Annotated in this window: 16 protein-coding genes; 10 read left to right on the top strand and 6 right to left on the bottom strand. The window is 67.9% G+C overall.

Going from position 1 to position 19,167, the window contains the following annotated elements:
• The 3 genes from C4B30_RS01855 (at window position 1) to C4B30_RS01845 (ending at window position 3,532) form a co-directional block, all read left to right on the top strand.
• Window positions 1-1,167, top strand: coding sequence for a CaiB/BaiF CoA transferase family protein (locus C4B30_RS01855; RefSeq protein WP_027785833.1), 1,167 nt, complete (start codon window positions 1-3; stop codon window positions 1,165-1,167).
• A gap of 112 nt (window positions 1,168-1,279) precedes the next feature.
• Complete coding sequence (locus C4B30_RS01850) at window positions 1,280-1,966, top strand: nitroreductase family protein (protein ID WP_027785832.1); 687 nt, start codon at window positions 1,280-1,282, stop codon at window positions 1,964-1,966.
• A gap of 69 nt (window positions 1,967-2,035) precedes the next feature.
• Window positions 2,036-3,532 (top strand): class I adenylate-forming enzyme family protein, encoded by a 1,497-nt coding sequence (locus tag C4B30_RS01845; RefSeq protein ID WP_027785831.1) that lies wholly within the window; start codon window positions 2,036-2,038, stop codon window positions 3,530-3,532.
• Between the two features lie 12 nt (window positions 3,533-3,544).
• Here C4B30_RS01845 and C4B30_RS01840 read toward each other — a convergent pair whose 3' ends face one another.
• The gene (locus C4B30_RS01840; protein WP_027785830.1) at window positions 3,545-4,474 is read right to left on the bottom strand and encodes a LysR family transcriptional regulator; all 930 of its coding nucleotides are present in this window, start codon (window positions 4,472-4,474) and stop codon (window positions 3,545-3,547) included.
• Between the two features lie 113 nt (window positions 4,475-4,587).
• Here C4B30_RS01840 and C4B30_RS01835 point away from each other — a divergent pair, with 113 nt between their 5' ends.
• The 6 genes from C4B30_RS01835 (at window position 4,588) to C4B30_RS01810 (ending at window position 10,488) form a co-directional block, all read left to right on the top strand.
• Entirely contained in the window at window positions 4,588-5,760 is a 1,173-nt protein-coding gene (locus tag C4B30_RS01835) for an acyl-CoA dehydrogenase family protein (RefSeq protein WP_027785829.1), read from the top strand.
• A 20-nt stretch (window positions 5,761-5,780) separates the two neighbouring features.
• A complete protein-coding gene (locus C4B30_RS01830) occupies window positions 5,781-6,530 on the top strand; it encodes an electron transfer flavoprotein subunit beta/FixA family protein (RefSeq protein WP_027785828.1) in 750 nt (249 codons plus the stop codon).
• Between the two features lie 16 nt (window positions 6,531-6,546).
• A complete protein-coding gene (locus tag C4B30_RS01825) occupies window positions 6,547-7,479 on the top strand; it encodes an electron transfer flavoprotein subunit alpha/FixB family protein (protein WP_027785827.1) in 933 nt (310 codons plus the stop codon).
• 71 nt (window positions 7,480-7,550) lie between these two features.
• The gene (locus C4B30_RS01820; RefSeq protein ID WP_027785826.1) at window positions 7,551-8,408 is read left to right on the top strand and encodes an FAS1-like dehydratase domain-containing protein; all 858 of its coding nucleotides are present in this window, start codon (window positions 7,551-7,553) and stop codon (window positions 8,406-8,408) included.
• 10 nt (window positions 8,409-8,418) lie between these two features.
• Window positions 8,419-9,618: a CaiB/BaiF CoA transferase family protein gene (locus C4B30_RS01815; RefSeq protein WP_027785825.1), complete on the top strand. Its 1,200-nt coding sequence runs from the start codon at window positions 8,419-8,421 to the stop codon at window positions 9,616-9,618.
• Between the two features lie 3 nt (window positions 9,619-9,621).
• The gene (locus C4B30_RS01810; protein WP_027785824.1) at window positions 9,622-10,488 is read left to right on the top strand and encodes an HpcH/HpaI aldolase/citrate lyase family protein; all 867 of its coding nucleotides are present in this window, start codon (window positions 9,622-9,624) and stop codon (window positions 10,486-10,488) included.
• A gap of 159 nt (window positions 10,489-10,647) precedes the next feature.
• On the opposite strand, the gene C4B30_RS01805 is transcribed toward C4B30_RS01810, so the two are convergent.
• The 5 genes from C4B30_RS01805 to C4B30_RS01785 form a co-directional block, all read right to left on the bottom strand.
• A complete protein-coding gene (locus C4B30_RS01805; RefSeq protein ID WP_027785823.1) occupies window positions 10,648-12,072 on the bottom strand; it encodes an MmgE/PrpD family protein in 1,425 nt (474 codons plus the stop codon).
• Window positions 12,073-12,243: 171 nt separating this feature from the next.
• Window positions 12,244-13,314 carry a zinc-dependent alcohol dehydrogenase family protein gene (locus C4B30_RS01800; RefSeq protein WP_027785822.1) on the bottom strand — a complete coding sequence of 357 codons (1,071 nt, stop codon included), beginning with the start codon at window positions 13,312-13,314 and terminating at the stop codon, window positions 12,244-12,246.
• A gap of 54 nt (window positions 13,315-13,368) precedes the next feature.
• Window positions 13,369-14,832, bottom strand: a complete 1,464-nt coding sequence (locus tag C4B30_RS01795) for an aldehyde dehydrogenase family protein (protein ID WP_027785821.1) — start codon at window positions 14,830-14,832, stop codon at window positions 13,369-13,371.
• Between the two features lie 41 nt (window positions 14,833-14,873).
• A complete protein-coding gene (locus C4B30_RS01790) occupies window positions 14,874-16,364 on the bottom strand; it encodes an aldehyde dehydrogenase family protein (RefSeq protein ID WP_027785820.1) in 1,491 nt (496 codons plus the stop codon).
• A gap of 210 nt (window positions 16,365-16,574) precedes the next feature.
• The gene (locus C4B30_RS01785) at window positions 16,575-17,387 is read right to left on the bottom strand and encodes an enoyl-CoA hydratase/isomerase family protein (protein WP_027785819.1); all 813 of its coding nucleotides are present in this window, start codon (window positions 17,385-17,387) and stop codon (window positions 16,575-16,577) included.
• A gap of 325 nt (window positions 17,388-17,712) precedes the next feature.
• Between C4B30_RS01785 and C4B30_RS01780 the strand changes: the two genes are divergently transcribed.
• A complete protein-coding gene (locus C4B30_RS01780) occupies window positions 17,713-19,152 on the top strand; it encodes an MmgE/PrpD family protein (RefSeq protein ID WP_027785818.1) in 1,440 nt (479 codons plus the stop codon).
• Window positions 19,153-19,167 lie beyond the last annotated feature (15 nt).

Genomic DNA, 19,167 nt, shown 5'->3' with positions numbered 1-19,167 from the left:
ATGTCCGCTGCGTCATCCCGTCATGGCCCGCTCGCCGGTGTCCGGATCGTCGAGATCGCGGGCATCGGTCCCGGCCCGCTGGCCGCGATGTTCCTCGCCGATCTCGGCGCGACCGTGATCCGCGTGGACCGCAAGGAACCGTCAGGGCTCGGCGCGCCGCGCCCCGTCGAATTCGACCTCGGCCTGCGCAACCGCAAGTCGGTGCGCGTCGACTTGAAGGATCCCGCCGCCGTCGAGATGGTGCTGGAACTGATCGAGCAAGCCGACGGCCTGATCGAGGGCTTTCGCCCCGGCGTGATGGAGCGTCTTGGCCTCGGGCCCGAGCCCTGCCTCGCACGCAATCCGCGACTGGTGTACGGGCGCGTGACCGGATGGGGGCAGGACGGCCCGCTGTCGCAGGTGGCCGGGCACGACCTGAACTACATTTCGATCACCGGCGCGCTGCATGCGATGGGCCGCGCCGGGCAGGCGCCGACGCCGCCGCTCAACGTGCTCGGCGACTATGCGGGCGGCTCGCTCTACCTCGCCTTCGGGCTGCTCGCGGGCATTCTCGAAGCGCGCGGCTCCGGGCGGGGCCAGGTCGTGGATGCGGCGATGGTCGATGGAGTCGCGTCGATCATGACGGTGACGATGGGCCTGCATGCGGCCGGCATGCTCGACAAGGCGCGCGGCACGAACCTGCTCGACACGGGCGCGCCGTTCTACGAGGTGTATGCGTGCGCCGACGGCAAGTACGTCAGCGTCGGGCCCATCGAGGGGAAGTTCTACCGGCTGCTGCTCGAACAGCTCGGGCTGCAGGACCATCCGGCGCTGCAGGCGCAGATGGGCCGCGCGCAATGGCCCGAAGCAAAGCAGGTACTCGCCGCGAAATTCCGCGAGCGCACGCGCGACGAGTGGGCGCGGTTGCTCGGCCATCTCGACGTGTGCGTGGCGCCCGTGCTCGACTTCGACGAAGCGCCGCACCATCCGCACGTGAAGGCGCGCGGCACCTTCGTCGAGCTCGACGGCGTCACGCATCCGGCGCCCGGCCCGCGTTTTTCGCGCACGCCGGCCGCGCGGCCGGAACCGCCCGCAGCGCCGACGACCGACAACGCGATCGCCGCGCTGCGCGACTGGCTGCCCGACGCGCGCATCGAGGCGTTGCGCGCGCAGCAGACTTTCATCTGACGCAGGCGACCAGCGTCGCGCGCCGCGGCCGGCGCGCTGCTCGCCGCCGTTTTCCGCCCGCGCCCGTCGCGCCTCGCAGCGCGCGGGCCGGGCACTGGCAAGGACTGTAGACATGACATCGCCCTCTCCCGAACTCGTCGCGCTCGATCGCCTGACGAGCGGCCGTTCCACCTGCCGCGCGTATCGGCACACGGCGCTGGACCGCGAACTGATCCGCAGCATCGTCGGCATGGCCGGCCGCTCGGCGTCGTGGTGCAACGTGCAGCCGTGGCAATTGGTCGTCACCGAAACGCCGGAAAGCACCGAGCGCTTTCGGCAGGCGCTGATGCAGCGCGTCGCCGCGCATCCGGACAACGAATCGGACCTGCCGTTCCCGCCGAGCTACGAAGGCATCTATCGCGAACGCCGGCGCGGCGCAGGCCTCGCGCTCTACTCCGCGCTCGGCATCGGTCCGAAGGACAGCGAGCGCAGCGCCGAGCAGGCCTTGCGCAACTTCCGCCTGTTCGACGCGCCGCACGTCGCGATCGTCACGGTGCCGGCCGAGCTCGGCCCATATGCGCTCGTCGACGCGGGCGGCTTCGTGTCGTCGTTCCTGATCGCGGCCTATGCGCATGGCGTCGCGACCACGCCGCAGGGCGCGCTGGCGCGCCATGCGCGTTTCGTGCGCGAGTATTTCGGCATTCCCGACACGCAGCACATGATCTGCGGCATCTCGTTCGGCTATGCGGAAGACGCGCATCCGGTTAACCAGTTCCGCACCACGCGTGCCGCCGTCGATGATCTGCTGCACTTCGCGTGAGGCCGCCGCTCGCGTATTGCGCGAGCGCCGCGGTGCGCGCATCGTTTGCGAGGACAAGGAGAATCGAACATGGCCGCACGCATTCATGAACTGCTGGATCGCTGGCTGTCCGAGGCGCCCGCGCGAGCGTTCATCCATCTGCCCGACCGCAGCGTCAGCTACGCGGATCTCGGCGCGCTCGCCGACCGGCTCGAACGCGAGCTGCACGCCGACGGCGTACGTCGCGGCGATCGCGTACTGGTCGTCGCCGAAAACTGCCCCGAACATGCGGCGCTGCTGATCGCGTGCAGCCGGATCGGCGCATGGTCGTGCGGCGTCAATGCGCGCATGGCGCCGGGCGAAGTCGACGCGTTCGCCGCCAGGGCCGACGCGCGCGTGCTGTATTTCACGTCGGGCGTCTCATCGGCGGCCGGCGCACATGCGGCGCGGCACGACGCGCACCCGTCGTGCGTGAGCGCCCTCGCGCGCAGCGCCGTGCGCGCGGCGGCGCGGCCGGAGCCGGAGCCGCTCGCGAGCGACGTGGCGGCCATCATCTTCACGTCGGGGACCACCGGCGCGCCCAAGGGCGTGATGATGACGCACCGCGGCGTGCTGCATTTCGCGCGCGTATCGGCCGAATCGCGCGCGCTCCGCCCCGACGATCGCGTCTACGCGTATGCGCCGATGACGCATATCTTCGGCCTCGGCACCGTGCTGCTCGCGTCGCTGCATGCGGGCGCGGCGCTGGAAATGCGCGCGCAGTTCGAGCCGGTGCAATTGTTCGACGCGCTGGCGCGGCGGCGCGTGAGCCAGGTGCAAGGGCCGCCGATGCTGTTCTCGCGGCTGCTTCGGCATTGCGCGGAACATCGCATCGCGCGTCCCGACTCGCCCTGCCTGCGCTATCTGTATGCCGGCGCCGGGCCGCTCGACCTCGCGCTCAAGCAGCAGGTCGAGGCGTTGTTCGGGCAGACGCTGCATCACGGCTACGGGCTGTCGGAGTACGCGGGCTCGCTGCACGCGACGCGCCTTGGCGAAGCGCGCGCCGATACGAGCGCGGGCTACGCGTTCCCTGGCGCCGAGCTGCGCATCGTCGATCCGGCCGACGGCCGCCCGCTGCCGGCAGGCGAGCGCGGCGAAATCTGGGTGCGCGGCGTCGGTCTGATGCCCGGCTATTTCCGCGATCCGCAGGCCACGGCCGACGTGATGCGCGACGGCGGCTGGTATGCGTCGGGCGATCTGGGCGAGCTGCACGACGACGGCGCGCTGTTCATCGTCGGCCGGCTCAAGGAGATGATCATCCGCTCCGGGTTCAACGTGTATCCGGGTGAAGTGGAGCAGGCGCTGAACCGCTTTCCGGGCATCCTGAATTCAGCCGTCGTCGGGCAGCGGGAGGCGGACGGCAACGAGGCCGTCGTCGCGTTCGTCGAACTGGATGGCGGCCGGCCGCTGGACGAAACCGCGCTGCGCCGGTATCTGCGCGAACAGCTTGCGCCGTACAAGCACCCGGGCCGCATCATTGCCGTCGACGCACTGCCGTTCAACAGCAACGGCAAGCTGATGCGGCGGAAGTTGCTGGAACGACTGTAAGCCGCGACCGCACTACCCGAGCCAGCGCGCATCGGGCCACTGGCCCTCGTCGAACGTGGCCTTCACGCAGTCGAGCAGCACGCCGACCACGCAGCGCACCGGCGCGGTCGCCTGCCGGCTGCTGGGCGCCGCCAGCACGATCGTGCGCTTGATGCCCGGTGGCGCGAGCGGCGCCGCGCTCAGCGTGCCCTGCTCGACTTCCCGCGTGACGCCGACGGCCGGCAGGATCGTCCAGCCGTGGCCTTGCGCGACCAGATCCTTCTGCACGCTGAGGGCATTGGTTTCGGTGACGACGCGCAGCGTCACGTCCGCCTCGGCCGCCGCGTGCTCGATCGCCGCACGCAGGCCCTGCGGCGCGGACGGCAGGATGAACGGCTCGCTCGCGACGCGCGACAGCGCCAGCGGCCGCTTGCGCGACAGCCCGACCGACGGCGCGGCCACGGCCCACAGGCTTTCCTCGATCAGCGCCTTCACGTGCAGCGCGGGCGTTTCCTTCTGCCCGTACAGCAGCGCGGCATCCACGTCGCCGGCTTCGAGCCAGTCCTGCAGGTGGCCCGCATAGCCGATCGTGAGCCGCAGCCGGATATGCGGGTAACGGCTGGCGACCTCGCTCGCCAGTCGCGTGGCGAGCAGGTCCGACGTGCTGGCCAGCAGGCCGATACTGACGATGCCGGCGACCGGCCCGTCGGTCGGCTGAATCTCGGCCTTCGCGCGCGCGACCTCGTTGAGGATGCGCCGCGCGTATTCGAGCATCGTCTTGCCCGACGGCGTCAGCTGCATCCCGTGACGGCCGCGCTCGAACAACTCGGTGCCCATGTCTTCTTCCAGCAGCCGCAGCTGGCGCGACACCGCCGGCTGCACGAGATTGAGCAGGCTCGACGCACGCGTGACGTTGCCGGTTTCGGCCACGGTGACGAAGGCGCGCAGTTGCTTCAGATCCATCGCAAGGGTCCTCGATACCGAAAACTGATCCATCGATCAGAAAATTCTATTTTTTGGTTGATCCATCAAAACTTATTATGGACCTAACCGATGCCAATGACGAGACAGGATTCATGAGCGCCTCCATCTTTTCCGCCCCCGACCAGTACCAGGAAATCCGCGACGCCGTGCGCGGCCTGTGCAGTCAGTTTCCGGCTGAATACCACCGCAAGATCGACGAAGCGCGCGGCTATCCCGAGGCCTTCGTGACCGCGCTCACGCAGGCCGGCTGGCTGGCCGCGCTGATCCCGCAGGAGTACGGCGGCCCGGGCCTGTCGATGGCCGAGGCGTCGGTCATCATGGAGGAAATCAACCGCTCCGGCGGCAATTCGGGCGCCTGCCACGGCCAGATGTACGTGATGAACACGATCGTGTTCAGCGGCACCGAAGCGCAGAAGCAGCGCTACCTGCCGCGGATCGCGGCGGGCGAGCTGCGCGTGCAGTCGATGGGCGTGACCGAGCCGAGCACCGGCAGCGACACGACTAAGCTGAAGACCACCGCCGTGAAGAAGGACGGCCGCTGGGTCATCAACGGGCAGAAGGTGTGGATCTCGCGCGTCCAGCACAGCGACCTGCTGATCCTGCTCGCACGCACCACGCCGCTGGAGCAGGTGCAGAAGAAGAGCGACGGTCTCTCGTGCTTCATCGTCGAACTCGACAAGGCGATCGGCAACGGCCTGACCGTGCGCCCGATCCTCAACATGGTCAATCACGAGACCAACGAACTGTTCTTCGACAATCTCGAACTGCCGGAAGACGCACTGCTCGGCACCGAGGGCAAGGGGCTGAAGGTGATCTTCGACGGCCTGAACGCGGAGCGCACGCTGATCGCGGCCGAGTGCATCGGCGACGGCTACTGGTTCCTCGAGAAGGCTCGCGATTACGCGAGCGAGCGCAAGGTGTTCGGCCGCCCGATCGGGCAGAACCAGGGGATCCAGTTTCCGCTGGCCGAGTCGTTCATCGAACTGGAAGCGGCGAACCTGATGCGCTGGCGCGCGTGCGAGAAGATCGATGCGCGCCAGAACGCGGGCGTCGAGGCCAACATGGCCAAGTACCTGGCCGCGAAGGCGAGCTGGGAAGCCGCGAACGCATGCCTGCAGACGCACGGCGGCTTCGGCTTCGCCTGCGAATACGACATCGAGCGCAAATTCCGCGAAACGCGCCTGTACCAGGTCGCGCCGATCTCCACCAACATGATCCTGGGGCACGTGGCCGAGCACGTGCTGCAACTGCCCCGTTCCTATTGATTCCCGAAGGAAGCCTTTTCATGAAGATTCTCGTACCCGTCAAGCGCGTGGTCGACGCGAACGTGAAGGTCGGCGTGAAGTCCGACCAATCCGGCGTCGACATCGCGAACGTGAAGATGTCGATGAACCCGTTCGACGAAATCGCCGTTGAAGAAGCCGTGCGCCTGAAGGAAGCGGGTGTGGCGACCGAAGTGATCGCGGTATCGGTGGGTGTCGCGCAAGCGCAGGAAACGCTGCGCACGGCGCTGGCGATCGGCGCGGATCGCGCGATCCTCGTCGAGTCGAACAACAGCGTCGAGCCGCTGGCCGTCGCGAAGATCCTGAAGGCGCTGGTCGACAAGGAACAGCCGCAACTGATGATCCTCGGCAAGCAGGCGATCGACGACGATTCGAATCAGACGGGCCAGATGCTGGCCGCGCTGGCAGGTCTCCCGCAAGCGACGTTCGCATCGAAGGTGACGATCGCCGACGGCAAGGCAACGGTGGCGCGCGAAGTCGACGGCGGTGCGGAAACGCTGTCGCTGACGCTGCCGGCAGTCGTGACGACCGACCTGCGCCTGAACGAGCCGCGCTATGTGACGCTGCCGAACATCATGAAGGCGAAGAAGAAGCCGCTGGAAACCGTGAAGCCGGAAGACCTCGGGGTGGACGTCGCGCCGCGCCTGAAGACGCTGAAGGTGGTCGAGCCGCAGAAGCGCGCGGCCGGCGTGAAGGTGCCGGACGTGAAGACGCTGGTCGAGAAGCTGAAGACCGAAGCCAAGGTGCTGTAAGAAGGAGCGCAAAGAAATGACGATTCTGGTGATTGCAGAACACGACAACGCGTCGGTCAAGGCCGCGACGCTGAACACGGTGGCGGCGGCTGCGAAGATTGGCGGCGACATCCACGTGCTGGTCGCGGGCCACAACGCGCAAGCGGCGGCCGACGCGGCAGCGAAGATCGCGGGTGTGTCGAAGGTGCTGCTGGCCGACGCGCCGCAACTGGCCGAGGGCCTCGCGGAAAACGTCGAGGCGACCGCGCTGAACATCGCGAAGGACTACTCGCACATCCTCGCGCCGGCGACGGCCTACGGCAAGAACATTGCGCCGCGTATCGCCGCGAAGCTCGACGTCGCGCAGATCTCGGACATCACGGCGGTCGATTCGGCCGACACGTTCGAGCGTCCGATCTATGCGGGCAACGCAATCGCGACGGTACAGTCGAGCGACCCGATCAAGGTCATCACGGTGCGTGCGACGGGCTTCGATCCGGTCGCGGCCGAAGGCGGCGGCGCAGCGGTCGAGAAGATCGAAGCGGCGGCCGACGCCGGCAAGTCGCAATTCGTAAGCCGTGAAGTGACGAAGCTGGACCGTCCGGAACTGACGTCGGCGAGCATCATCGTGTCGGGCGGCCGCGGTCTGGGTAGCGGCGAGAACTACACGAAGGTGCTGGAGCCGCTGGCGGACAAGCTGTCGGCCGCGCTCGGCGCATCGCGCGCGGCAGTCGACGCCGGCTACGTGCCGAACGACTACCAGGTCGGCCAGACCGGCAAGATCGTCGCGCCGCAGCTGTACATCGCGGTCGGCATCTCGGGTGCGATCCAGCATCTGGCCGGTATGAAGGATTCGAAGGTGATCGTCGCGATCAACAAGGATCCGGAAGCGCCGATCTTCAGCGTGGCCGATTACGGCCTCGTCGGCGATCTGTTCACGCTCGTGCCAGAACTGGTCAACGAACTCTGACGGGAACGGCTGCCGCAACTCAACTGCCGGCAGCCTTCACGACACTTCAATCATCGAGAACGCGAAACGACATGACTGGCGAACAACCCGAATCATTCGACGCGTGGATTGGCCGCCGCGAAGAGAGTGTGGACCGCATCACCCCCGCGCCGATCCGGCTCCTGCGGGCCACGCTGGACGACGCCGAGCCGTCCGCGCTGCCGGCCGCCCTGCCGCCGCTGTGGCACTGGCTGTACTTCCTGCCCGGCGAGCGGCAGTCGAACATCGGCATCGACGGTCACGCGCGGCGCGGCGGCTTCCTGCCGCCGGTCGCGTTGCCGCGCCGCATGTGGGCCGGCGGACGGCTGCAGTTTCTGCGTCCGCTCGCCGTCGATACGCCGATACAGCGCCGCTCCACGATCGCGAACGTGCAGAGCAAGTCCGGCCGCAGCGGCCGGCTCGTGTTCGTGACCGTGCTGCACGAGATCGGCGACGCGCAAGGCTTGGCGATCCGCGAAGAACAGGACATCGTCTATCGCGACGCGCCGCCGCCCGCCGCTGCAGGCACGCCAGCGCCCGCCCCGCAGCCGGCCCCGACCGACGAGCAGTATTCGCGCATCGTCATCCCCGATCCGGTGCTGCTGATGCGCTTTTCCGCCCTCACCTTCAACGGCCACCGGATCCACTACGACCGCCCCTACGCGATGCAGGAAGAAGGCTATCCGGGCCTCGTGGTGCACGGCCCGCTGATCGCGATGCTGCTGATGGAAGAACTGCGCCGCACGCACCCCGGCAAGACGATCCGCGCCTTCGACTTCAAGGCGGTCAGCCCGCTGTTCGACACCGCACCGTTCACCGTGAACGGCAAGCTCGACGGCAAGACCGCCCGCGTGTGGGCGCGCGGCCCGCAAGGACAGCTGGCCATGCAGGCCAGCATCGAACTGGAATAGCGATCCGATCATGCAAGCTCGCCAAGCTCAACCCGGCCCGCTGAGCGGGATGACCGTCGTCACGCTCGAACACGCGATCGCCGCGCCGTTCTGCACGCGTCAGCTCGCCGATCTCGGCGCGCGCGTGATCAAGGTGGAACGGCCCGGCGTCGGCGATTTCGCGCGCGCCTACGATCACCGCACGCGCGGTCTCGCGTCGCACTTCGTCTGGACCAACCGCTCGAAGGAAAGCCTCACGCTGGACCTGAAGCAACCCGCTGCACAGGACGTGCTTGGCGAGCTCGTCGCCCAGGCCGACGTGCTGGTGCAGAACCTCGCACCCGGTGCCGCCGCGCGCATGGGGCTGTCGTTCGACGCGCTGCACGCCAAGTATCCGCGCCTGATCGTCTGCGACATCTCCGGCTACGGTGGCGACGGCCCGTATCGCGACAAGAAAGCCTACGACCTGCTGATCCAGAGCGAGGCCGCGTTCCTGTCGATCACCGGCACGCCCGACGAGCCGTGCAAGGCCGGCAATTCGATCGCGGATATCGCGGCCGGCATGTACGCGTACACGGGCATCCTCAGCGCGCTGCTGCAGCGCGGCGTCACGGGCACAGGCTCGCACGTGGAAATCTCGATGCTCGAGGCGCTCGCCGAGTGGATGGGATTTCCGATGTACTACGCGTACGACGGCCAGCAACCGCCCACACGCAACGGTGCGGCGCACGCGACCATCTATCCGTACGGGCCGTTTACGGCCGGCGACGGCCGCGTCGTGATGCTGGGCCTGCAGAACGAGCGCGAGTGGAAGGTGTTCTGCGACGTCGTGCTGCGCCGCCCGGACCTCGCGACCGACCCGCGCTTCGACGCCAACGTGCGCCGCTCGGAAAACCGCGCGAGCCTGAAAGCCGTGATCGAGCAGGTGTTTGCCGACCTGACCGCGCAGGACGTGAGCGCGCGGCTCGACGAAGCGCAGATCGCGAATGCCGCGGTCAACCAGGTCCGCGATCTGTGGACGCACCCGCAGCTGCATGCGCGCGGTCGCTTCCGCACCGTCGGTTCGCCGGCCGGCGAGCTGCAGGCGCTGCTGCCGCCCGCCACGATCGACAGCTTCGACGTGCGCATGGATCCGGTGCCCGCGCTCGGCGAACACAGCACGGCGATCCTGCGCGAACTGGGGCGCAGCGACGCCGATATCGAACAACTGCGCGCCGACGGCGTGATCTGAGCCATGACGACCTCTCCTTCCCCCGTGCTGCATGCGCGCAGCCTGCTGTTCGTGCCCGCCACGCGTCCCGAGCGCTTTGCGAAGGCATTCGATACGGACGCCGACTGCATCGTCATCGACCTCGAGGACGCGGTGCCCGAAGGCAGCAAGGACGACGCACGCGCGCAGCTCGCGCGGCATCTCCCGCACTTCACGCCCGAGCATCGCGCGCGCACCGTGGTGCGCGTGAACGCCGTCGGCACGCCGTGGCACGACGCGGATCTCGCGTTGCTGCGCGACTGGACCGGGCAAGGCGTCGCCGTGATGCTGCCGAAGTCCGAAGACGTGCATGCGCTGCGCCGCGTCGCGCAGCAGCTCGGCGAGGCGGCGCGCCTCGTCGCGCTGATCGAATCGCTGGCCGGGCTCGATGCGGCCGATGCGCTTGCGCGCGATCCGCAAGTCGTGCGTCTCGCCTTCGGCCATCTCGACTTCCAGCTCGATCTCGGCATGCGCGCATCGCCCGACGAGCCGGAGCTGGCGTTCGCGCGCAACGCGCTCGTGGCCGCGTCGCGCCGCGCGCAGTTGCCCGCGCCGATCGACGGCGTGACGACCCGCACCGACGATGCGCCACGTCTGGCCGCTGACGCGCAGCGCGCACGCGCGTTTGGCTTCGGCGGCAAGCTGTGCATCCACCCGGCGCAGGTCGCCGGCGTGAACGATGCGATGGGATACTCGGACGAAGAGCATGCGTGGGCGCGCCGCGTGCTCGACGAAGCCGCGAAGCACGGCGGCGCGGCGTTCAGCCTCGACGGCCGCATGGTCGACCTGCCGGTGATTCGCGCCGCCGAGGCGATCGTCGCGAGCGTGCGGAAACCGGCGCGATCGGCTTAGCGTCTGTTCACGCCAACGACGGTATCGGCCTCGAATCCGCGGGCCGATGAAAAAGCGGGCGGCGTCCGGTATTCCGGCGCCGCCCGTTGTTCTTGCATAGTCTCGAATCACCGCAGCGGCCGCCCGGAACGCGCACATCGCTCCGGACGACCGCGCCGCTCAGCCTTCCACCGCCCACATCGCAGTCAGCTCCGCCGCCTTCGTCGCCGGATTCAGCTCACGCAGCGCGGCCAGCAGCGCACGTGCGCGTTCGGTGCCCAGCACGTCGGTGGTCAAGTCCATGAACTTCGCATCCTGCTCGTGCTCCGGCATCGGATTCGTGTCGGTGCCGATCGGATCGCCGACGAACACGTGCTCGGTGCGCCCGTCCTTGAACGTGACGGTCACGTCGGCGACGAACTTGCCCGGATACTGTTTCTCCAGCTCGGGCGCCTCGCTGATGCGGATGCTGCGCGCGATCTCGATCACGGGCGCCATGTCGACCTTGCCGACGAGGTAATCGCGGTGGACCGGATAGCCGTTGCCCTTGCCGAGCAGCGTGAACGCCGCCTGGATCGGCAGGCTGAACTGCACGTGCTCGATGTTCTTCGGCGTATACGCGTTGACGTTGGCCGTGCCGACGACCACGTTGAAGTGCGGCGTAATTTTCAGATGGATGTCGGCGATCTCGTCGCGGCGCGCCGCGAACGGCCGCAGCGCGTCGATGTACGCGTGCGTGCAGTAGCACGCGCAATACGCCTTGAGCCACACGGTACCGATCTCGAACGGCCGGTCGAGGTCGAAGCGTCGCTCGGCGTTGTCGCCGGCCGTGCGCTGCAGGAAGGTGCGGAAGAAGCCCTTGTTGCCGCTCAGGAACGCGCGCGGGCCCGTGATGCCCGCGCGTGCCATGTCGGCCGCCGCCATCCCGTTGCGCGTGCCGATGCCCGCATGGATGCGCTTGATGGAGCCGCCGGTCGACGTGTATTCGGTCGTGCCCGACACGTGGCTCAGCGCGATCGCCAGCGCGTGCAGCGTCGTCTCGGCGTCGAAGCCGCGCAACTTGGCCGCCACGGCCGCCGCGCCGAAGTTGGACAGCGTCGCGTGCGGGTGATAGCCGCGCTGCAGCAGTTCGGGCGCGGCAAGCAGGCCGATGCGCGCATAGACTTCGTAGCCGGCCACCATCGCGACGATCACCTCCTCGAGCGATGCGCCGAGCTCCTCGCCAATCGCGAGCGCGGCCGGAATCACGCAGCTGCCGGGGTGGCTGTAGCTCGGGCCGTGCGCGTCGTCGTACTCGAAGCCGTGCCCATACGAACCGTTCACGAACGCGGCATCGGCCGCGCTCATCGTCAGCGCCGACGCGCTCACGCGGCTTTTGCCGGGACGCTGCCCGGCCTTCGCGTAAGCGAGGAGCCGCTCGGACCACGGCATTTTCGAAATGCCGACCTGCAACGCGATCTGGTCGCGCATCAGGCGGTTGACGCCGGCCAGCGCGCGCGCGTCGAGGTGCTCGTATTTCAGCTCCTGGATGAAACGCACCACCGCTTGCTCGAGCGGTGGGCAGTTGTCCGGCGCGACGGAGCGGGTCTCGCGGGTGACGGTCATGAAAGTCTCCTGGATGATCGAATGGTAAATGGCCCGGCTCTCGCGCGGGCCACGACGGGTCATGCGGGGCGATAGGTGCGGCCCGGCCGTCCTGCCGAAAGCGCGATGCCGGCGGCAAGCAGGGCGACGACGGCCATCAGCAGCATTGCCGCCGTGTAGCCGCCGGTGCGCTCAGAACACGAAAACGCCCTTGCCGCCCGCCTGCGCGTCGAACTGCCGGTAGGCCTCGTCGGCCTGCTCGAGCTGCCAGCGGTCGGTGAACAGCTTGTCGACGTCCACGCCGTGATCGGCGACGAAGTGAATGCAGTCCTTCATCCCGACTTCCGAGAACGTATAGGAGCCGAGGATCGTGCGCTGCTTGCCGATCACGTCCTTCATCCCGTCGACGTTGAGGTTGCCGCCCACGGCCACCAGCGCGATCCGCCCCCACGGGCGCGTGCTGCGCACCGCCTGCTGCTTGGGCACGTCGCCGCCCGCGCAATCCATCGCACAGGTCGCGCCGAGGCCGCCGGTGAGCTTCTGGATTTCCTCGATCGGATCCTGCCGGCTGCCGTCGATCACGTGGGCCGCGCCGAAATCCTTCGCGCGCGCGACGCGGTCGGCCGCGATATCGACGCCGATCACCTCGACGCCCATCGCCGCGGCCAGCTGCACGGCCGACAGGCCGACCGGGCCCAGCCCGAACACCGCGAGCGTGTCGCGCGCGGTGATGCCGAGGCGCAGCAGCGCGCCCCACGCCGTGCCGGTGCCGCAGGAAATCGCGGCGCCGGTGGCGTACGACACGTCGTCGGGCAGATGGACGAGCGAGGTCGCGGGCACCTTCATGTAGTGCGCGTGGCCGCCGTGCTTGATCACGCCGTGGATATCCGCGCCGTGGCTGCACATCTGCGTCCAGCCGGTGCGGCAGTGATCGCAGTGCATGCAGCCTTCGTAGTGGAACACCGCGACGCGATCGCCGACCTTGAACGCGCGCGGGTCGACGGCCGAGCCGACCGCGACGATTCGGCCGCACGGCTCGTGACCGCCGATGATCGGCGTGTCCTCCGACATGCCGCGCGACGCTAGATCCTTGAAACCCAGCGAATGGATCACGTCGGCCGGCTTGTTGCGATAGAAGTGCAGGTCGCTGCCGCACATGCCCGATGCCTTCATTTCGATCACGGCATCGGCGGGGCCGGGCGTCGGATCGTCGAAATCGAGAATCTCCAGCCTGCGTTCGCCTCTGAAAACCACGCCTTTCATGTCTTGTGTCTCCTGTGCCTCGGGACTGCGGTCGTGACGCGGCGCCGTGCCGGCTCACACCAGATTGATATAGGTGGCCTTCGGGTACAGGAAGCTCTCGACGTGCTCCTTGCCGCCTTTCCAGCCGTAGCCGCTCATCTTCGTGCCGCCGAAACCCACCGCCGGATCGATCACGCCGTAGCAGTTGACCCACACGGTGCCCGAGCGAATCCCCTGCGAGACGCGGTGCGCGGTCGACAGGCTGCTGGTCCATACGCCGCCGGCGAGCCCGTACGGCGTATCGTTCGCGAGCCGCAGCGCGTCCTCGATCGTGTCGAACGGAATCACCGACGCGACCGGCCCGAAGATCTCCTCGCGCGCGATCGTCATGTCGTTCCGCACGTCGGCAAACACCGTCGGCTCGATGAAGAACCCGCCGGCGGGCGCGCCGTCCGGACGACCGCCGCCGTGCACGAGCCGGGCCTCCTTGCCGCCGACGTCCACGTAATGCATCACGCGCTCGAGCTGGCGCCGCGAAATCAGCGGGCCGATCTGCGTATCGGGATCGCGGCCGTCGCCGATGCGGATCGTGCCGGCGAACGCGGCCATGCGCTGCACGAATTCGTCGTGGATCGCGCGCTGCACGAAGATCCGCGTGCCGGCCACGCACACCTGGCCGGTATTCGTGAACACGCCCATCGCCGCGCCGGGCACGGCCTTGTCGAGATCGGCATCGGCGAACACGATGTCGGGCGACTTGCCGCCGAGTTCGAGCTGCAGCCGCTTCAGGTTGCCGGCCGACGCGCGCACGATCGCCTGCGCGGTGCCGACCGAGCCCGTGAAGGCGACGCGATCGACGTCCCGGTGCTCGGCCAGCGCCTGGCCGACGTCCTTGCCGTAGCCGGTGACGACGTTGATCACGCCGTCGGGCACGCCCGCTTCCATCATCAGCTCGGACACGCGCAGCGACGACAGCGATGCATCCTCGGCCGGCTTCAGCACGGCCGTGCAGCCGGTGGCCAGCGCGGGGCCGTAGATCCACCACATCCCCATCAGCGGGCCGTTCCACGGGATGATGCCGCCGACCACGCCGACCGGCATCAACTGCTTGAGCGCGGTGAAGTTCGGCGCGATCGACATCGGCGGCGTTTCCACCGCGCCCGCGCCCGTTTGCGATGCGTAGAACTGCAGCAGCTGCGACAGCCATTCCTTGTAGCCGCGCGTGCGCGCGAGCGGCGCGCCCATGTCGAGCGTCTCAATCAGCGCGAGCTCGTCGAAGTAATCGAGAATCGCGTCATGCACGCGCAGCAGCAGCTTGCGCCGCTCGTGCGGCGTGAAGCGGCTCCACGGTCCTTCGAACGCGTGGCGCGCCGCGGCCACGGCGCGGTCCACGTCCTGCGTGCTGCCCTGCGCGATATGGCACAGCACCTCGCCGGTGGCCGGGTTGATGGCCTCGATGCGCTCGCCGCCGGCCGGCTCGACCCACTGCCCGCCGATCAGCAACTGCTTCGTACCCTTCACGAAATGTGGAATGTCCATGCTGATGAATGTCTCCTGGCTATTGTTCCGGACGTCGAAATTTACATGCGGAGCATGATCGACTTGGTCTGCGTATAGGCGTCGATCGACTCCTGGCCAAATTCGCGGCCCCAGCCCGATTGCTTGTATCCGCCGAATGCCATCGCCGGGTCGGATTCGCCGAACGTGTTGATCCACAGCCGCCCGGCCTTGAGTGCGCGCACCACCTTGTGCGCCCGCGCGACATCGCGCGTCCAGACCGCGGCGGACAGCCCGTAGGTCGTGTCATTGGCCTGCAGCACCGCATCGTCCTCGTCGCGGAACGGGATGATCGACAGCACCGGCCCGAAGATCTCCTCCTGCGCGATCCGCATGCCGTTGCGCACGTTGTCGAAGATCGTCGGCTCGACGAAATAGCCGGTGCCGCGCCACGGCTGGCCGCCGAGCCGCAACGTCGCGCCGCCTTCGCGGCCCACGGCGATGTACGACTGGACCCGCTCGCGCTGCGTCGCCGAGATCAGCGGGCCGATCTTCGTGTCGGCCGCGAACGGGTCGCCGGCCTTCCACTCGGCCGCCACCTGCGCGACGCGTTCCGCCACTTGCTCGTGGATGCTTTCCTGCACGAACAGGCGCGTGCCGGCCGAGCACACCTGGCCCGAGTTGCCGCAGAACGTTTTCACAGCGGCCTGCACGGCCTTTTCGATGTCGGCATCGGCGAACACCACGTTGGGCGCCTTCCCGCCGAGTTCGAGCGTCACCTTCTTCAGGTTCAGCGTCGCGTCGCGCGTGATCTGCTTGCCGACCGCCGTCGAGCCCGTGAACGCGATCTTGTCGACGCCCGGGTGCTGCGCGAGCGCGGCGCCCGCCGTCGCGCCGAAGCCCGGCAGCACGTTGACGACACCCGGCGGCAAGTCGGTTTCCTGGATCAGCTCCGCGAGCCGGATCGAGGTCAGGCAAGCCAGCTCGGCCGGCTTCAGGATCACCGTATTGCCGCAGCACAACGCGTTCGCGATCTTGATCGCGGCCATCAGGATCGGTACGTTCCACGGGATGATCTGGCCGCACACGCCGAGCGGCTCGCGCAGCGTGTAGATCAGCGTGCTGCCGTCCGACGGGATCGTGGTGCCCAGCACCTTCGAACACCAGCCCGCGTAGTAGCGGACGATGTCCACGGTGGCGCCCGCCGCGGCGCGCGCAAACCACAGCGGCATGCCGTTGTCGAGCGATTCGATCGCGGCCAGCTCGTCGACATGGGCTTCGATCGCGTCGGCGATCTTCAGCAACGCCCGCGTGCGCGCGTGCGGCGACAACGCCGACCACGACGGCGCGTCGAACGCGTTGCGCGCCGCGATCACGGCAGCGTCGACGTCGGCGCCGTCGGCCTCGGCAATGCGGCAAAGCGGCTGCTCGGTGGCCGGGTTGATCGTCTCGAACGTCTTTCCCGATGCGGCGTCGACCCATCGCCCGCCGATCAGCAGACGCTTCGTGCCTTGTCCGATCCACGCGAGCGCTTTCGCGCGCGCGGCCTGTGCAGCATCAGTTACGGTCGTCATGAAACCTCCAGTTGATAGCGCAGCGTTCGTCAGGCCAGCGGAACGTCGACGCGCGCCCGAATTCAAAATGCCGCGCACCATGGCAGGCACAGCGTGCAGCTTCGGTAGGCGCCATGCCGTCGAGAAGCGGTCGCGGCCTGCGCGATTTTACCTACCGTTAGTTAGATAGAAGGCTGCGGCAGCCGGGCCGAAGCCCGGGCATTCGATCGCTTACGACTGCGGCAGCTGCGCCGACGGGAATTCGGGCTGGCGTTTGCCGCGCAATGCCGCGACGCCTTCCTTCACGTCCGCGCCCAGGAAACACAACATCTCCATCGCGAGCGAGTTGTCGAAGATGGGGCCCGCCAGTCGCATCCAGTTGTTCAGCGATTTCTTGGTCGCGCGGATCGCGGTCTGACTGCCGCGCGCGAGGTTCGCGGCAATCGCGAGCGAGCGCGGCAGCACGTCGGCGCGCGGCGTGCAGAAGCTGACCAGCCCAATCCGCTCGGCTTCCCTGCCGTCGACGAAATCCGCGGTCATCAGGTAGTACTTGGCCTTGGCCATCCCGCACAGCAGCGGCCACACGATCGCCGCGTGATCGCCGGCCGACACGCCGAGGCGCGCATGCCCGTCGGTCAGCTTCGCATCCTCGGCCATCACGCTCACGTCGGCCAGCAGCGCGACGACGAGACCCGCGCCCACGGCCGTGCCGTTGATGGCGGAGACGATCGGCTTGTCGCACGCGAGCATGTTGTAGACGATGTCGGACGCTTCCTTCATCACGCGCAGCGTGGCTTCCTGGCTGCCCGCCATTTCCTCGACGACGGCGAGATCGCCGCCGGCCGAGAACGCGCGATCGCCCGCCCCCGTCACGACGATGACCTTGACGCTCGGGTCTTCGGCAACCACGCCCCAGACCTTGGTCAATTCCCAGTGCATGCGGTTGTTCGTCGCGTTCATGACCTCCGGGCGATTGAGCGTGACGAGCAGGACGCCGTCCGGCTGGCGATCGAACAGGAGAAACTGGAAGTCTTCGTATTTCATGCGTAGTCCGGGAAGTGGGAGAGCGCGGGCGGCGTGTATCGCGCCCGCCGGCGAAGTGCGGCTGTGTCGGTTCGCGGTGCAAAAGGGAAAGCGTATAGGCCATGGCGGCTTCACGCAATCTAACTAACAATCGTTATTCTATTTTGCATGCGGCGATTTCCCATCAGGGTATCCCCGCATGCGGCAGTTCGCGCGCGCGCGACGCGGCGCGCGGCTTTCGAAGAACGGAACGTTTCGATCGCAGGCATTGCGCACGACGGCGCGCGAGCCAACGCTGATCGCATTTGTCCAGACATAAACAGCATTCGAACGAGGAGCGAGACACATGACTTCCCCCACCATCGTCCAGCAACTGGCCGATTTCGCGGCCGGCGTCGACACGGCGCGGCTGCCGGACATCGTCGTGCAGGAATGCAAGCGCGACATCCTCGACTCGCTTGGCGTCGCGCTGGCCGGTATCGATCATCCGCGCGGGCGCATCGGTGTCGAAATGGGCCGTCGCATCGGCGGCAGCGCAGGCGATGCGACGATCATCGGCACCGGCGAGCGCACCACCGTCTACGGCGCCGCGTTCGCCAACAGCGAATTGCTGAACGCGCTCGATGCGGACTCGGTGCTGCTGCCGGGCCACGTGAGCCCGTACGTGCTGCCCGGCGCCTTTGCGACCGCCGAGGTGTACGGCCGCTCCGGCAAGGATCTGATCGCCGCCGTGGCGGTGTCGCACGAGATCTCGTACCGCTTCGGCGCCGCGATGGCCGGCTACCGCGACACCAAGGACGGCAAGTCCGCCAATCCCGCGTCGGTCGTCGGCTATAGCAGCACCGTGTTCGGCGCGACCGCGTCCGCGGGCAAGCTCAAGCGCTTGTCGTCGGCGCAACTGGCCAACGCACTGGGCCTCGCCGCCGCATCGGCGCCCGTGAATGCGCAGCGCGCGTGGTTCACGCACGCGCCCACCGCGACCATCAAGTACCAGTTGGCCGGCGGCCTGACCAATATCGCGCTCACGGCCGCCGACATGGGCGAACTCGGGCACCGCGGCGATCTTCGGATCCTCGATGACGAAGTGAACGGCTACGCGAGCTTCATCGGCACCGATCGCTGGACGCCCGAGCTGATCACGGCCGATCTCGGCGACACGTGGCGCTTCCCCGCCTTCCAGATGTTCAAGCCCTATCCGCACTGCCGCGTGATGCACGCGCCGCTCGACCTGCTGATCGACATCGTCACGCAGCACGACCTGAAGCCCGACGAAATCGACAGCATCACGTCGTACGGCGAAGGCTGGGCCTATGTGCTGCCCTGCTTCACCAACCGTGAAATTCTCGAGGTGCACGACGCGCAGTTCTGTTTCTCGCACGGGCTGGCGGTCGCGGCGCACCGCATTCCGCCGGGCCCTCGCTGGCAGGATCCGGCCGTCGTGTTCGATCCGTCCGTGATGGCGCTGATGAGCCGCGTCTCGCTGAAGACGCACCCCACCTATTTCCAGTCGATCTCGGCCGACATCTCGAGCCGCCCGTCGCGCGTCGAAGTGCGCGCACGCGGCCAGGTCTTCGCCGGCGAGAAGATGTTCCCGAAGGGCACGCCGTCGGCGGATCCGTCGACCTACATGACGACGGACGAACTGGTCGGCAAGTTCCGCACCTTCGTCGATGGCCTGCTGCCGGCCGCGACCGTCGACCGCGTCGTCGACAGCGTGCTGAACCTCGAGCAGGTAGACGACTTCGGCACCGTGATCCGCCAGTTCGTGCGGTCCGCCGGCCGGTAAGCCGACCCGCAACCG

Source organism: Burkholderia sp. BE12 (assembly GCF_002959955.1).
Taxonomy (GTDB): Bacteria; Pseudomonadota; Gammaproteobacteria; order Burkholderiales; family Burkholderiaceae; genus Burkholderia.
Note: the sequence above shows the minus strand (reverse complement) of the source record. Positions and strands in the feature narration are given on the sequence as shown.